General features: G+C 68.2%; 15 protein-coding genes. 13 read left to right on the plus strand and 2 right to left on the minus strand.

Going from position 1 to position 15,011, the window contains the following annotated elements:
- Window positions 1-668: sterol desaturase family protein (locus tag BN1263_RS13650; RefSeq protein WP_260832959.1), on the minus strand; the 668-nt coding region annotated here is incomplete at its 3' end.
- A gap of 116 nt (window positions 669-784) precedes the next feature.
- Here BN1263_RS13650 and BN1263_RS13655 point away from each other — a divergent pair.
- The 7 genes from BN1263_RS13655 to BN1263_RS13685 all read left to right on the plus strand — a co-directional run bounded on the left by BN1263_RS13655 (window position 785) and on the right by BN1263_RS13685 (window position 9,709).
- Window positions 785-1,735 carry a LysR family transcriptional regulator gene (locus tag BN1263_RS13655; RefSeq protein WP_186008973.1) on the plus strand — a complete coding sequence of 317 codons (951 nt, stop codon included), beginning with the start codon at window positions 785-787 and terminating at the stop codon, window positions 1,733-1,735.
- 92 nt (window positions 1,736-1,827) lie between these two features.
- Window positions 1,828-2,478, plus strand: coding sequence for a DsbA family oxidoreductase (locus BN1263_RS13660; RefSeq protein WP_058981848.1), 651 nt, complete (start codon window positions 1,828-1,830; stop codon window positions 2,476-2,478).
- A 33-nt stretch (window positions 2,479-2,511) separates the two neighbouring features.
- Window positions 2,512-3,519, plus strand: coding sequence for a cyclase family protein (locus BN1263_RS13665; protein ID WP_058981850.1), 1,008 nt, complete (start codon window positions 2,512-2,514; stop codon window positions 3,517-3,519).
- A gap of 341 nt (window positions 3,520-3,860) precedes the next feature.
- Entirely contained in the window at window positions 3,861-4,475 is a 615-nt protein-coding gene (gene imuA / locus BN1263_RS13670) for a translesion DNA synthesis-associated protein ImuA (protein ID WP_058981852.1), read from the plus strand.
- Window positions 4,476-4,484: 9 nt separating this feature from the next.
- Complete coding sequence (locus BN1263_RS13675) at window positions 4,485-5,894, plus strand: Y-family DNA polymerase (protein WP_058981854.1); 1,410 nt, start codon at window positions 4,485-4,487, stop codon at window positions 5,892-5,894.
- Window positions 5,895-5,900: 6 nt separating this feature from the next.
- Complete coding sequence (locus tag BN1263_RS13680) at window positions 5,901-9,011, plus strand: error-prone DNA polymerase (protein ID WP_058981856.1); 3,111 nt, start codon at window positions 5,901-5,903, stop codon at window positions 9,009-9,011.
- Between the two features lie 191 nt (window positions 9,012-9,202).
- Window positions 9,203-9,709 carry a hypothetical protein gene (locus tag BN1263_RS13685; protein WP_019336451.1) on the plus strand — a complete coding sequence of 169 codons (507 nt, stop codon included), beginning with the start codon at window positions 9,203-9,205 and terminating at the stop codon, window positions 9,707-9,709.
- Between the two features lie 102 nt (window positions 9,710-9,811).
- Here BN1263_RS13685 and ptsJ read toward each other — a convergent pair whose 3' ends face one another.
- Complete coding sequence (gene ptsJ / locus BN1263_RS13690; RefSeq protein WP_058981858.1) at window positions 9,812-11,098, minus strand: MocR-like B6 salvage transcription factor PtsJ; 1,287 nt, start codon at window positions 11,096-11,098, stop codon at window positions 9,812-9,814.
- A 76-nt stretch (window positions 11,099-11,174) separates the two neighbouring features.
- Here ptsJ and BN1263_RS13695 point away from each other — a divergent pair, with 76 nt between their 5' ends.
- From BN1263_RS13695 to BN1263_RS13720, 6 genes are all read left to right on the plus strand, one after another.
- Window positions 11,175-11,948, plus strand: a complete 774-nt coding sequence (locus BN1263_RS13695; RefSeq protein ID WP_058981859.1) for a YggS family pyridoxal phosphate-dependent enzyme — start codon at window positions 11,175-11,177, stop codon at window positions 11,946-11,948.
- Window positions 11,945-12,646, plus strand: coding sequence for a glutamine amidotransferase (locus BN1263_RS13700; protein ID WP_019660234.1), 702 nt, complete (start codon window positions 11,945-11,947; stop codon window positions 12,644-12,646). Before BN1263_RS13695 ends, BN1263_RS13700 begins: the two co-directional genes overlap by 4 nt.
- Window positions 12,643-12,867: a hypothetical protein gene (locus BN1263_RS13705; RefSeq protein ID WP_005410058.1), complete on the plus strand. Its 225-nt coding sequence runs from the start codon at window positions 12,643-12,645 to the stop codon at window positions 12,865-12,867. Before BN1263_RS13700 ends, BN1263_RS13705 begins: the two co-directional genes overlap by 4 nt.
- A gap of 67 nt (window positions 12,868-12,934) precedes the next feature.
- Complete coding sequence (locus BN1263_RS13710; RefSeq protein WP_058981862.1) at window positions 12,935-13,441, plus strand: hypothetical protein; 507 nt, start codon at window positions 12,935-12,937, stop codon at window positions 13,439-13,441.
- A 124-nt stretch (window positions 13,442-13,565) separates the two neighbouring features.
- Window positions 13,566-14,075 (plus strand): RNA polymerase sigma factor, encoded by a 510-nt coding sequence (locus tag BN1263_RS13715; protein WP_033833924.1) that lies wholly within the window; start codon window positions 13,566-13,568, stop codon window positions 14,073-14,075.
- Complete coding sequence (locus BN1263_RS13720; RefSeq protein WP_058981864.1) at window positions 14,072-14,998, plus strand: FecR family protein; 927 nt, start codon at window positions 14,072-14,074, stop codon at window positions 14,996-14,998. The genes BN1263_RS13715 and BN1263_RS13720 overlap by 4 nt, the downstream gene beginning before the upstream one ends.
- Window positions 14,999-15,011 lie beyond the last annotated feature (13 nt).

Consider the following 15,011-nt stretch of genomic DNA (forward strand, 5'->3'; position numbering starts at 1 on the left):
GTGCCGTAACGCATGTGGTGGAAGCGGTGCAGCGGCGCCCATGCCATCACCCGGCCCAGCACGCCGGGACGCATGTCCACGTTGGAGTGCTGCAGCAGCAGCTGGATGGCAATGGCGAAGGCCAGCACCGCAGCCACCGGCATCGGCAGGCCCAACAGCAGCAGCGGCAGTACGCCACCCACCGCTTCGGCCGCCTGGTGCAGCGGGTGTTTCATCAGCCCGTTGAAGCCGTACATGCGGGTGACGCTGTGGTGCACCGCATGCAGCCGCCACAACCAGCCGATGCGATGGCTGGCGTAGTGCACCAGGGTGATACCGAGATCAGCGCAGACGATGGCCAGCAGCGCCTGTAGCGCGAATGGCCACTGCAGAGGCCAGGCCTGCCACGGAATGATTGCCGCCAGCAGCGGCACCGCCGCGATCGACAGCAGGTTCAGGCTTTCATTGACCAGTGCATGCAGGGCGTCACGCAGGCTGTCGCCGTGGTCGTGATTGAACGCGGGGTCATACGGCCACGCGCGCTCGGCGGCGAACGAAACCGCAATGGCGGCCGCCAGCAAGGCCAGCAAGGCCAGCAGCCACAGCGGGTCACCGTGGCAGTGGCCGATCCAGACGACGGCAGTGGCGACGAATCCAAGCAGGAACAGCGGGGCATACAGGCGGAGCATCCAGTGCTTCATGGGCAACCCGGAAAGTGAGGGGCCTGCATGCTGGCGTGGCGTGTGGGTTGCTGGCTTGAACAAACGGCGCAACTCTGCGGGCACCACGCTTCCCACATCCACGCATGGCGTGGATCTACAATGGCGCCCTCATCGCGCCCGGGGCCGGCATGGATTCCTTCAACCTGATGCGTGCCTTCCGTCGCATCGTCGAACGCGGCGGGCTCGCTCGTGCCGCCGAAGACCTGGGCATGTCGGCGGCCGGGCTCAGCAAACAGCTGCGCACGCTGGAAGCGCATCTGGGCGTGGTACTGCTGCAGCGGACCACGCGGCGCATGAGCCTGACCGAGACCGGCCACGCCTATTACCGCGAATGCTGCCGCCTGCTCGACGAACTGGACGCATTGGAACGTGGCATCGCCGAACAGCGTGGCGAGGTGGCCGGGCGCCTGCGTGTCAATGCACCGCAGTCGTTCGCGCTGAGCACGCTGTCGCCGCTGCTGCCCCGCTTCCTGCAGCAGCATCCGCAGCTGTCGCTGGACCTGGTGATGGAAGACCGCCTGCTCGACGCGGTCGGCGAAGGTTTCGATGTGTCGCTGCGGCTGCGTGCCGAGCTGGATGATTCACGCCTGGTGGCGCGCCGGCTGGCGTCGCTGCAGCAGGTGCTGTGCGCGGCCCCGTCCTACCTGCAGCAGCATCCGGCACCTCAGGCAGTGGACGATCTGCAGGTCCACAGCGTGCTGGCCTACAGCCTGTCCGACTCACCGGGCAGCTGGCCGTTGCTCGGCCCTGATGGCCAGGTGACGATCACCCTGCCAGCGCGCGTCACCGTCAACAACAGCCTGCTGCTGCGCGACCTGCTGGTGGCCGGCATGGGCATCGGCGCCCTGCCCTCGTTCCTGGCGGCACCCGCACTGGCCCGTGGCGAACTGCAGCAGGTGCTGCCCGACCACCGCTATCCGCCGCGCTTCGTGCATGCGGTCTATCCCACGTCGCGCCACCTGCAGCCCAAGGTACGCGCCTTCATCGATTTCCTGCACGCCGAGCTGCCCGGCTGCGCCGGCCTGGATTCGTAACCGCCAGCGAAAACTGAGCTGCCCGCGGCGTGCTGTTTCGGCCACGCCGCGCTGCCTAACCTGCCGCCTCCCCTCTCACCGATGGCAGGCAGATGTCTTCCGTTCCTTCCCCCGCCACCGCAGCGCCGGTGGTCGATTTCTTCCACGACGTGGTCTGTGGCTGGTGCTTCGTGCTGGCCCCGCGCCTGCAGCAGGCCTGCGCCGAACTCGGCATCCAGGTGCGCCACCGCAGCTTCGTGCTGCAGGACTCGCGCGCGCAGATGGTCGAGGTGTTCGGCTCGATGGAGCGCGCCAAGGCGATCATCCTGCGCCACTGGACCGACTGCGCCGCGCATGAAGACACCGCGCGCATCGATATCGAAGGCATGCGCGCACAGGACTTCGAGTATCCGTCCGGCTGGCTCGGCGCACTGGCCTGCCAGGCCGCCGGCATGCTCGGTGGCAACGACGCCCATGGCGCGATGTTCGATGCCGTGCAGTGGGCGCACCTGCACCAGCACCGCAACATCGGCGATGCCGAAGTCCTGCTGGATATCGCCGAATCGCTGGGTCATCCACGTGGCGCCCTCGCTGACCACATGCGCAGCGACGCAGTACGCCAGCGCGTGCAGGCCGACCGTGCCGAAGCCGCGACCCTCGGCATCCGTTCCATTCCCACCGTGATCGGCGGCAACGGCCTGCGCCTGCAGCCCCTGCCGCTGCCACACCTACGCCAGGCCCTGGCGCACCTGGTCGCGGCCTGAGCCGCGCCCCCCCACCCTGCAAGGAGACTCCCCATGACCCCACGTACCCTGGCCACCGCGCTGGCCCTGCTGCTGGCCGGCACCGCCGCTTCCACCACCGTGTCCGCGCACGAACGCGTACCCTCCGGCCAGCAGGTCGGCACCAGCCCTTGGGGGCCGAAGGACGAGATCGGCCGCCTCAACCTGATCACCGACGCCTCGCGTGCGGCGATCCTGTCGCGGGTCAGCGGCGGCAGGGCCTATGACCTGGCCACCGAGTACTACGTCGGCATGCCCAGCTGGCAGGATGCCGGCGACCCGCACTACCAGTTCTGGATGACCCACACCCCGCGCGGCACGGTGATGGACGACCCGATGGGCGTGGGCGAGACCATGAACCTCACCCGCAGCTACACCGGCACCGCGTTCTCGATGTACAGCCACACCGGCACCCACATCGATGCGCTGAACCACTTCGGCATCCACGGGAAGATCTGGAACGGCTTCGAGGCCGACAAGCATCTCGGCGATCGTGGCTGGAATGTCACCGGCATCGAGAAGTTCCCGCCGCTGATCGCGCGTGGCGTGCTGATCGACGTGGCCGCCGCCAAGGGCGTGGACATGCTGCCGGACAGCTATCGCGTCACCCGCCAGGACCTGAAGGATGCGCTGGCACGCCAGAAGGTGAAACTGCAGCAGGGCGACGTGGTGCTGATCCGCACCGGCCGCATGCGCCTGTTCGAACAGCCCTGGGCCTACATGGCCAACCCGCCGGGCATGGGCCTGGATGCGGCACGCTTCCTGGTCGAGGACGGCGGCGCGATGATCGTCGGTGCCGACAACCTCAGCTTCGAGACCTTCCCCTCCGAGGTGTCCGACGACTACGTGCCGCTGCACACCTACCTGTTGGCCCAGCAGGGTGCGCCGATCATCGAGCTGGTGGCGCTGGACGAACTGGCCCGCGACAAGGTCTACGAATTCGCCTTCATCGGCGGCCCGCTGAAGATCCGCGGTGGCGATGCCGCGCCCCTGCGCCCGGTGGCGCTGCCGGTGCGCCCGTAACCAAGGGCATCCCCGGGTAGCGCCGGGCCAGGCCGGGTGGGTGCCGACCTTGGTCGGCACCGCGCTTTACCACTATCCACGCATGGCGTGGATCTACCAGGCTGCGGCATGGATTTGCCGAGGCTCTCTCCAGTAGATCCACGCCATCCGTGGATGCTTTCCTTCCTTCAGCAACCTGAAACCGGGCCCTCCGATTTCATTAGTAATTCTACTCACAAGACGAGTAGCATGTCTGGTCTCAGCCCCTGATACCGGCCCGTCGATACTCGCGCCATGCCCGCCGTTTCCGCCCGTTCCTGCCGTTTCCAGCCCACCCGGCGCCTCCCCTGGAGGGCCGGCTGATGGGGGCCGTCGTCGCCCTCGACCGGCTGCTGGACGGGCGCCAGCTGTGGCGCGGCCCGGCCCGCCAGGGCCCAGCCAGCGACCATCTGGCCAGCGGCCATCCGGCATTGGATGCACGCCTGCCCGGCGGCGGCTGGCCGGCCAGCGGACTGTGCGAGGTGCTGCAGGCGGCGCCCGGCGTTGGCGAACTGGCGCTGGTCTGGCCAGCACTGGCCAGGCTGAGCCAGCGCGACCGCCCGATCGTCCTGGTCGCTCCGCCCTACCGTCCGCATGCCCCGGCCTGGGCCGCCGCCGGGCTGGACCTGTGCCAGTTGCAGATCATCCACGCCGCGCCGAAGCAGGCACTGTGGGCCGCCGAACAGTGCCTGCGCTCTGCGGCCTGCGCGGCGGTACTGTGCTGGCCGCATCAAGCCGACGACCGCGCCCTGCGCCGCCTGCAGGTGGCTGCCGACAGCGGCCAGTGCCTGGGCTTCGTGTTCCGCGAGGCGCAGGCGGCGCGCAATCCCTCTCCGGCCAGCCTGCGCCTGCAGCTCGACCACGGCCAGGTGCGGGTGCTGAAGTGCCGTGGCGGGTTGCCGCCGGCGCAGCCGTTGCCGCTGGCCATCGCCCACTGAGGACGCGCCATGCACTGGGCCTGCCTGTTGTTGCCGCAGTTGGCGCTGGACAGCGTGCTGCGCCTGCAGCCCGACCCACAGCGGCCATTGGTACTGCTGCAGGGGCCGGCGCAGCGTCGCGTGCTGCGCGCGGTCAGCCCGTCGGCACGTGCAGCAGGGCTGCGCCCGGGCATGCTGCTGTCGGCTGCACAGGTACTGGTGCAGGACATGCACCTGCACGACTACGACCCCAATGCCGAACAGCACACCCGGCAGCTGCTGGCCAGCTGGGCCTATGCCTACAGCTCGCAGGTCAGCCTCGATTTTCCGCATGCGCTGGTGCTGGAAATCGGTGCCAGCCGCGCCCTGTTCGGTGACTGGCTGACGATCCAGCAGCGCCTGCGCAACGAACTGCACGAACTCGGCTTCCGCCACCGCCTGGTGGCCGCGCCTACCCCACATGCCGCGCGCGTGCTGGCCAACGTCCACGATGGCCTCGGCCTTGATGCGCAGCAGCTGCCGGCGGCGCTGGCGCAGCTGCCCCTGGCGCGCTGTGGCCTGCCAAGCGAGGCGGTGACGGTGCTTGGCCGTTCCGGCCTGCGCACGTTGGGCGCGGTGCTCAAGCTGCCGCGCGACAGCCTGGCCCGGCGCTTCGCACCGGAGGTGCTGCAGCAGCTGGACGCACTGCGTGGGCTACCCACCGCGCCGCTGCGCTACTACCAGCCACCGGACCGTTTCGATGCACGCATCGAATTCGAGTACGAGATCGAATCCAGCCAGGCCCTGCTGTTCCCGCTGCGCCGCCTGCTGCTCGACCTGGCCGCCTTCCTGTGCTCGCGCGATGGCGGCGTGCAGCGCTTCGACCTGCACTTCGAGCACGACCTGCTGCCGGCCAGCGTGCTGACCATCGGCCTGCTGGCACCGGAACGCGATCCCGTGCTGCTGTTCGAGATCGCACGCAACCGCATGGAAGCCTTCGCCCTGCCGGCCGGCAGCCGCGCACTGCGCCTGCAGGCCGAACAGCTGCCGCCGTTCGTACCCGCCGCGCGTGACCTGTTCGATACCCGTCCGGCGCAGGCGATGCCGTGGAACCAGCTGCGTGAGCGCCTGCGCGCGCGGCTCGGCGATGACGCCGTGCAGCCGCTGGCAGTGCAGGCCGACCATCGCCCCGAACGTGCCAGCGGCACCCAGCCAGCGGCCAGGCTACCGGCATACTGGCCACTACGCCCCGGTTGGCTGCTGGACGCTCCACAGCCGCTGCGTGACCCGCGCCTGCGCATCATCGCCGGGCCGGAGCGGATCGAATCGGGCTGGTGGGACCAGGCTGATGCGCGCCGCGACTACTACGTGGTGGAAACCGCGCATGGCCAGCGCGGCTGGGCCTTCCGCGCGCGCAACGATCCGCATGCGCCGTGGATGCTGCACGGCTGGTTCGGCTGAGCCGCCATGCACAGCGAACTGCCCGGCTACGCCGAACTGCACTGCCTGTCGGCCTTCAGTTTCCAGCGCGGTGCTTCGATCGCCGAAGAGTTGTTCGCGCGCGCCGCGGGCCAAGGCTACCGCGCGTTGGCGATCACCGACGAATGCTCGCTGGCCGGCATCGTGCGCGCCTGGCAGGCAGCGAAGACACATGGCGTGGCACTGATCGTCGGCGCCGAATTCCAGGTCGAGGACGGGCCGAAGCTGGCCCTGCTGTGCACCGACCAGACCGCCTATGCCGGGCTGTGCCAGTTGATCACGACCTGCCGGCGGCGGGCTGCCAAGGGCGAGTACCGCTGCCTGCGCGACGATCTGCTCGGCCTGCCCGACGGTTTGTTGTGCCTGTGGCTGGACCGGCAGCCATCCGCCACCGATCTCGAGTTGCTGCGCACCGGCTTCGATGATCGGCTGTGGCTGGCGGTGGAACTGCACCGTGAACACGATGACGCACGCCGCCTGCAGCAGCTGCGGGCCTTCGGCGAACGCCACCGCCTGCCCCTGGTCGCCAGTGGCGATGTGCATATGCACGTGCGCCGCCGCCGTGCCCTGCAGGACACACTGACCGCGATCCGCCACCGCTGCAGCGTGGCCGAGGCCGGCTGGCGCCTGTTTCCCAATGGCGAGCGCCACCTGCGCCCGCGTACCGCGCTGGCCCAGCTGTATCCGCCCGAACTGCTGGCTGAAACCCTGCGCATCGCCGAACGCTGCCACTTCACCCTGGAACAGCTGCAGTACACCTATCCGCGTGAGCTGGTGCCGGAGGGGCATGACCCGGACAGCTGGCTGCGCGAGCTGGTCGAAGAAAAGATTCCCTGGCGTTGGCCAGAAGGCATCAAGGACGCCCAGCGCAGGCAGATCGAACATGAGCTGGCGTTGATCCGGGAGAAAAACTACGCCTCCTACTTCCTTACCGTGCATGACATCGTGCGCTTCGCCCGCAGCCAGGACATCCTTTGCCAAGGCCGTGGCTCGGCGGCCAATTCGACGGTGTGCTTCGTGCTGGGCGTGACCGAGATCGATCCTGCGCGCAGCAATCTGTTGTTTGAACGCTTCATCTCCGCCGAGCGCAATGAGCCGCCGGACATCGACATCGACTTCGAGCACGAGCGTCGCGAGGAAGTGCTGCAGTACGTGTTCAAGCGCTATGGCCGCGAACGCGCCGCACTGACCGCGGTGGCGATCAGCTACCGTGGCCGCAGCGCGATCCGCGACGTGGCCCGTGCGCTCGGCCTGCCGATGGACCAGGTCAACGAACTGGGCGCGGCGATGGACCACTGGAGCGGCAACATCCCATTGCCGGAAACCCTGCGCGAGCGCGGTTTCGATCCGGACACGCCGTTGATGCGGCGCCTGCTGGCGCTGACCGCCGAGCTGATCGACTTCCCGCGCCACCTGTCGCAGCATCCGGGCGGTTTCGTCATCTCCGAGCATCCGCTGTCGACCCTGGTGCCGGTGGAGAACGCGGCGATGGCCGATCGCACCGTCATCCAGTGGGACAAGGACGATCTGGATGCCACCGGCCTGATGAAGGTCGACTGCCTGGCGCTGGGCATGCTCACCGCCATCCGCAAATGCCTGGCGATGTTGAAGCAGCACGGCCTGCACGAAGGGCGCATGGACGCCATCCCGCCCAAGGATGCAAAGACCTTCGACATGATCTGCGCCGCCGATACCATCGGCGTGTTCCAGATCGAATCGCGCGCGCAGATGGCGATGCTGCCGCGCATGCAGCCACGCACGTTCTATGACCTGGTGATCGAGGTGGCGATCGTGCGCCCTGGCCCGATCCAGGGCGACATGGTGCACCCCTATCTGGAGCGGCGCCGGATTCTGCGCGAACAAGGCCCGGACGCGTTGAACGACCCGGACAACCCGCTCTACCCACCGCAGCTGGAACGCGTGTTCGCACGCACGCTGGGCGTGCCGCTGTTCCAGGAACAGGTGATGCAACTGGCGGTGGAAGCAGCCGGCTACACGCCGGGCCAGGCCGATGCCCTGCGCCGCTCGATGGCGGCGTGGAAGCGCCGTGGCGGTCTGGAACCGCATCGCGAGAAGCTGCTGGCCGGCATGCTGAAGAACGGCTTCAGCCGCGAATACGGCGAGCACCTGTTCGAGCAGATCAAGGGCTTCGGCGATTACGGCTTCCCGGAAAGCCACGCCGCCAGCTTCGCCCTGCTGACCTATAACAGCTGCTGGCTGAAGTGCCACCACCCGGCCGCATTCACTGCCAGCCTGATCAACAGCCAGCCGCTGGGGTTCTACAGCCCCGACCAGCTGCTGCAGGATGCACGCCGCCATGGCATCGGCGTGCTGCCGGTGGACGTGCGCCACAGCGACTGGGACTGCACGCTGGATTTCAGCAGGGGGCCGGCGGCGATCCGCTTGGGCCTGCGCCTGATCGACGGCTGCAACGAAGGTGCCGTGCAGGCCATCATGCGCGAGCGCGCGCGGCGCCCGTTCGACGACGTCGGCGACCTGTGCCAGCGCACCGCACTGAACCGCCGCCAGCAGGGCCTGCTGGCCGATGCCGGGGCACTGCGCGGGCTCAGCGGCCATCGCCATCGTGCACGCTGGGATATCTCGGGCGTAGAGAACCGGCTGCCGCTGTTCGACCAGGCCCGTGCCACTGCCGAAGCCCGCGTGCCCCTGCCACTGCCCAGCGCCTGGGAGGACATGCAGGCCGACTACCGCAGCACGGGCACCACCCTCGGCCGTCACCCGATCTCGTTCCTGCGCGCGCAGCTGCGTAGCCGTGGCTGCCTGGATGCCGCACAGCTGGCGGGGCACGGCCACGGCCGCCGTGTGCGCATCGCCGGACTGGTGCGCATGCGCCAGCGGCCACAGACCGCCAGCGGGGTGACTTTCCTCACCCTCGAGGACGAGACCGGCATGGTCAACGCCGTGGTCTGGCGGCACCTGGCCGATCGCCAGCACCGGGTGCTGGTCGATACCCAGCTGATGCAGATCGATGGCCGCCTGGAACGCGTCGATGGTGTGCAGCATGTCATCGTGCAGCGCATGCACTGTCTGGATGAGCTGCTGCAGGGACTGCGCAGCCACAGCCGCGATTTCCACTGACGCCGGGAATCGCCGCGTAATGGCCACTGGGTGATGTCGACCAGGTAGAGGTAGAGTCGACTGTCAGTCGACTTGCGCGCGTCAGCGCGGGAATTTCCGTGATCTGATCGAACAGCAGTCGACTGACAGTCGACTCTACCCATCCCCTTTTGCATCCGCTATCGTCGGCACATCCAAGGAAGGACGACGCCATGCCCCGCGCACTGCTGCTGACCACGCTGGTGGTCTCCACCCTCGCCCTGCTGGTTTCCGGCTGGACCGCCTGGAGCCTGCATCGCAGCCAATCGCCACAGCGCATCATCGAAGCACGCGGGCTGGTCATCCACGATGCAAGCGGCCAGCCCCGGGTGATCCTCGGCGCACCAGTTCCCGATCCACTCAGCCAGGGCCGCACCCAAGGGCCGCGTGCCACCGCCCTGTCAGGCCTGATCCTGCTCGGCCCCGATGGTTCCGAACGCGGCGGTTACGGCACCAGCGACCGCGGCGGCGAAGCCCTGTTGACCCTGGACGATGCCACCGGCACCACCGAAGTGTTCAAAGTGGTGGCCAACCCGGATCGCGGCGCCAGCCTGATGGTCAAGCACCAGAACAACACCGGCGCCATGCTCACCTCCTGGCAGGGCAAGCCGGAACTGATGTTCGTCGATGACAGCGGTCAGTCCTATTACGTGCGCCCCGGCGCCAACGCCGCGCCCTGATCTGCTTGTGTAGAGTCGAGCCATGCTCGACTGCTTCTATCAACAGCAGCCGAGCATGGCTCGGCTCTACAAAGGCGAAGCAACGTCGAGCATGGCTCGACGCTACAGAGCGAACACCGCCGCCAGGTCATCCGCCAGCTGCCGCAGCTGCGTTGCCCCCAGCGCAGCGCAGGTGATGCGCAGGCCATGCCCCGGCGCTGCCACCGCGAACACTTCGCCCGCGCGCACATGCCATCCGCGCGAAGCCAGGGCCAGCACCTGCGGATGGCTGTCGGCCTGCAACGGCAGCCACAGGTTCAATCCTTCCATCGGCAACGGTGTCGGCAGGCCACGCGCATGCAGCAACTCCTGCAGCGAGCGCAGGCGCTGCTGGTAACGCTCACCTGCCGAAGCGATCTTCGCCCGCTGCGTTGCCGACGACAGCACCGAGGTCGCCGCATCCTGCAGCAGGTGACTGACCCAGCCGGTGCCGGACGCCAATCGCAGCCGCAACCGCATCGCGGTCTCTTCATCGCAGGCCAGCCAGGCCAGCCGCAGGTCCGGGCCGAGCGGTTTGGACAACGAACGCAGCAGCGCCCAGCGCCGGCCATCCAGCGGCAGCACCGAGTGATAGGCCTGCTGCGAGAGCAGCGCGTAGTGATCGTCGATCAACACCGCAACCTGCGGATAGGCGGCCAGCAGCTGCCGCAACGCCCGCGCCCGCTTCGCATCCAGGCTGGCCCCGGTCGGGTTGTGTGCCCGCGGGGTCAGCAACACCGCGCGTGCACCGGCCTCCAGTGCCTGCCGCAGCGAATCGACCTGCATGCCATGCGCGTCCACCGCCACCGGCAACGGCGCGTGACCCACCGCGTTGAGCACGTTGAGGCTGCCGAGGAAGCACGGATCCTCCACCGCGATGCGATCCCCCGGCAGCAGCCACGCCGACAGCAGGCGTTCGATGCCATCGACCGCGCCATGGGTCAGCTCCAGCGCATAACCCGCCGGGCAGTCCGCATCCAGCGAGGCGCGTGCCAGCGCCTCCAACCTCGGTTCGACCGTGCCCACGCCATACAGCCGTGGTGCGGCCGGGGCCAGGCGCAGGTTCGGCAGCAGGCGTGGATCCGGGTTGCCACCGGCCAGGTCCTGCAGGGCCAGCCCGGGCGTACTGCCTTCACGCGCCAGCGGCGGCGGCAGGCCACGCACCACCGTGCCGCGGCGGCCCGCCGTGCTGGCCAGGCCCGCCGCATCCAGGCGCTTGTAGGCAGCAGCCACGGTGTTGCGGTTCACGCCCAGCTGCTCGGCCAGTTCACGCACCGGCGGCAACACGCTGCCGGCCTGCAGGCGGCCCTTGCCGATGCCGTCGCGGATGCTGTCGAAGATCGACTCGGCGCTATGCCCGGTGATTTTCATTTTGTCCTATGCCAAAATATCTCTTGTCCTGTGCCAGTGTATCCCACCCTGGCCACCCTGCATTGGAGGTGCCCGCATGCCCCTTGCCGCTGCCGACTGGCCCGTCGCCCAGTCCATTGAACAGATCGCCGCCAACCTGGTCACGGTGCGCCAACGCATCGCCGATGCCTGCGCCCGCGTCGGCCGGGACCCGGCCAGTGTGCGCCTGCTGCCGGTCAGCAAGACCGTCGATGACGCCCGCATCCGCATGGCGGTAGCCGCAGGCTGCCACGAACTGGGCGAGAACAAGGTGCAGGAGGCACAACGCAAGGCTGAAACGATGGCCGACCTGGGCGTGCACTGGTCGGTGATCGGCCATCTGCAGACCAACAAGGCGCGCTACGTGGCGCGCTTTGCCAGCGAGTTCCAGGCGCTGGACAGCCTGCGCGTAGCCGAGGCCCTGCAGCAGCGCCTGCAACTGGAAGACCGCACGCTGGATGTATTCGTGCAGGTCAACACCTCGGCCGAACCGAGCAAGTACGGCCTGGAGCCCGACGCGGTCGAGGCCTTCGTGCAGCAGCTGCCGGCCTTCGATCGCCTGCACGTGCGCGGCCTGATGACCCTGGCCATCTTCACCCCCGATGTCGAGCGCGTGCGCGCCTGCTTCGTGCGCCTGCGCGAACTGCGCGACCAGCTGCAACGCACCGCCCCGCCCGGCCTCGACCTGTCGCAGCTGTCGATGGGCATGTCCGGTGATTTCGAAGTGGCCATCGAGGAAGGTGCCACCGTGGTCCGCGTCGGCCAGGCCATCTTCGGTGCCCGTGCCACCCCGGACAGTTTCTACTGGCCGAACAGCGGAGCACCGGCATGAAGCACGCGGTTGTCCTGCAACACGTTGCCTTTGAAGACCTTGGCACCCTGAAACCGTTGCTGCTGGCGCAGGGCTGGCAGCTGCACGTGCTGCAGGCCGGCGTCGATGTGCTCGATGGCGCCGAAACCGCCGATCTGCTGGTCGTGCTGGGCGGTCCCATCAGTGCCAATGACACAGGGACCTATCCCTTCGTCAACGACAGCATTGCCCTGCTGCAGCGCCGGCTGCAGCGGCAGCGGCCGACCCTGGGCATCTGCCTGGGTGCACAGCTGATGGCGCGGGCACTCGGTGCCAGTGTCGCTCCCAGTGGTGGCAAGGAAATCGGCTTTGCGCCACTGCTGCTGACCGATGAAGGCCAGCGTTCTCCGCTGCAGTCCCTGCAGGGCATTCCGGTACTGCATTGGCATGGTGAGGCGTTCGAACTTCCGGCCGGTGCACGCCGCCTGGCAAGTACGCCGGCCTGCCGTCACCAGGCGTTCGCCATCGGCAGCCACGCATTGGCCCTGCAATGCCATCCGGAACTGGACGCCCGCCAGTTCGAGCGCTGGCTGATCGGCCACACGCTGGAGCTGGCCCAGGCCGGCATCGATCCCAACGACCTGCGCGCGCAGGCGCGTCGCTATGGCGCACCGCTGGCAGCGGCCGCCACCGCGATGTTCGACCATTGGCTGCAGGACCTGCCGGAGACACCACAATGAACTACCGATTGCAGATCCACCGCGATGGCGCCCACTGGGGCCACTTCGACTGCAGCGGCCCCGATGCCCTGCAACGCATGGACGCCATCGCCGCACAGCTGCCTGCCGATCAGGGCTTCCAGCTGAAACGGCAGAAAGGGGTCGGCGAAGAGCGCATCCTGTCCAGCAATGCCGATGGCCTGCGCGTACTGGCTTCGCAGATCCAGTACCGCGACATCTGACCCGATGGTAGTGCCGGCCGCTGGCCGGCACTACCCTGGCTGTTCGCCCGCGTGCGAAGCTTCACGGATGCTGACCCTGCAACGCGGCAGCCACCACGGACTGCTCATCGCCCCGCGCTGGCCCTCCACCCGCATCCAACTGGAAGAAGAGGTACTGCAACGCCTGCTCGACGCGCAGGCAATGCTGCCTGCCGGGCTGCGCCTGCTGCTAACTCGTGGCTTCGAACCCGGCCACAGCCGTCTCGGTGGCTTCCGCCGCGCGGTACGACGGCTCGGCATCGCAGCATTCCGCACCTGCTACCCGCAACGCCGCGATGAGATCGATGCCATCTTCGGTGCCAACGGCCACGACATCGATGGCCGTCATGTCGATGTCTCACTGGTACTGCACGGCAAGCGGCTGCGGCTGCTGCCTCTGGGCGTATTCACCCCACTGCGCTGGCAGGATCGTCGCGTTGCCCGTCATTCCGAAGCCGTCGCGCAGGTGAAGCGCAGCCTGCAGCAGTGCGGCTTCGAGCTGCATCACAACGCCACCGAAGCCCTGCAGATCCACTGCGACTATCGCCCGCGCTGACGCCGCGGTGACCCATGCGTGCCGTGCCTCGCGCCATGGATGCAAATGATTCTCTTTTGCTGTAAGGTGCAGCCGCTGCCCTTGCCGCCGCGGGCTGTTCCCTTTCCCAGTTGTCGCCCGCCCCGTGTCCACGCCTGTCGAACCGACGGATGTCGCGCAGCTGTGCGCGGCCCATTACCGGCCGCTGCACGCCCATGTCCGCCGCAAACTCCCGCAACGCAGCGACGCCGATGACGTCGTCCAGGAAACCTGGCTGCGTGTCGTCAAAGTCGCCGCCAGCGGCCTGCTGAGCAACGGCCGCGCCTATCTGTACCGCGTCGCCCACAACCTGATCGCGGATCACTACCGACAGCGCCAGCGCCGTCGCGAAGAGGTACTGGATGACACGCAGTTGCAGGCCATCGCCGATCCTGCACCACTGCCCGAGCAGCGACTGCTCGACGCCGAACAGCTGCGCCACCTCGACGCGATCATCGCCGCGCTGCCCCCGCGCTCGCGCCAGGTGTTCCTGCTGGCGCGGGTTGAGCAATTGGCGCTGGCTGAGATCGGGCGCCAGCTCGGCATCAGCCGGCAGACCGCGCACGGCCATCTGCTGCGCGCCCTCGTCGCCCTGCAGCAGGTGCCCGGCGCATGAGCCAGGACGCGATCGCGCGCGAAGCCGCACGCTGGTGGCTGGACGGGCACGACGGTGACCGCGACGAGAACGCGTTCGACCAGTGGTACCAGGCTGACCCCCGACATGCCGCGCAGTACCAGTATCTGCAGCACCTGTGGCAGGCAGGCGCGACGCTGCCCAGCCTGCAGCGGCAGCAGCAGCGCAGGCAACGCCGTCGCCTGCGCGAAGCCGGCATTGCGGTTCTGTTGCTGTGTGCGCTGGGTCTCTACAGCCGCCATGCCTCGCCGCCGGTGGCGCAGGTACTGCGTACGGCCGCTGGCGAGATCCGCGATGAGACCCTTCCGGATGGTTCGCATGTCCTGCTGTCACCCGGCAGCGAAGTGAAGGTGCGCATCGATGGGCAGCGCCGCCAGCTCCAGCTGCAGCGTGGCCAGGCCTGGTTCCAGGCCGCCGCCGATGCCGATCGGCCCTTCCAGGTACACACCCCACAGGGCACCGTCACTGCACTGGGGACCGCATTCGATCTTGCCGTGCAGGGCAACAGCAGCGTGGTCACCGTTACCGAGCATCGCGTGCGCGTGGACAGCGGCAACGCCAGCATGCTGGCCAACGACGGCGAGCAGCTGCGCTTCGATGGGCAGTCAACAACCCATGCAACAACCACCGCCCCCGGAACACTGGCCTGGCGCGAGCGGCGCCTGCATTGGGTCTCGGCCCCGCTGGCCGACGTCACGCAGGGCCTGGACCGCTGGCACGGCGGGCACACGTGGGTCGTCGGTGAGCAGCTGCGCCAGCAGCCGGTCACCCTGCTTGGCAGTGCCGACGGTGCAGCCAGCAACCGCGACCAGTTGGCCACTCAGTTGCAGGTGCGCGTGCTGCGTCTCGGCGACGGCATACAGGTGTGGCTGCCGCCACGCAGGGAACAGCGTGATGGAACCTGACATCCGGCCTGCG

This window comes from Stenotrophomonas thermophila (assembly GCF_001499715.1).
In the GTDB taxonomy this organism is placed as follows: Bacteria; Pseudomonadota; Gammaproteobacteria; order Xanthomonadales; family Xanthomonadaceae; genus Stenotrophomonas; species Stenotrophomonas hibiscicola.